At 64.6% G+C, this 212-nt stretch carries 1 pseudogene; it reads right to left on the reverse strand.

Features of this window, described 5'->3' with window-relative positions:
* Positions 1-212 (reverse strand): annotated as a pseudogene (locus tag AB4Y44_RS43120) (peptide ABC transporter permease); the annotation flags it as partial.

The following is a 212-nucleotide window of genomic DNA, read 5'->3' on the forward strand; positions in this document are numbered from 1 at the left end:
TGCTCGAGTTCGTCTCGTATAGCTGTGCACCGTTCACCGCGTCGAGGCTCGTTGCCGAGACTGCGCCCGCCGCCACGTTATGCAGCGCCACCGGCGTGGTCGCATCCGTGCCGCCCAGCGTCACCGAGTCGTGCGTCGACGTGTCGTACATCACCGCGTCAGCGAGCTGGCCGTTGATGGTCGTGATGTCGCCAGCAATATCGCTCACGTCA

Origin of the sequence: Paraburkholderia sp. BR10937, assembly GCF_040965695.1 — a bacterium.
Lineage (GTDB): Bacteria > Pseudomonadota > Gammaproteobacteria > Burkholderiales > Burkholderiaceae > Paraburkholderia.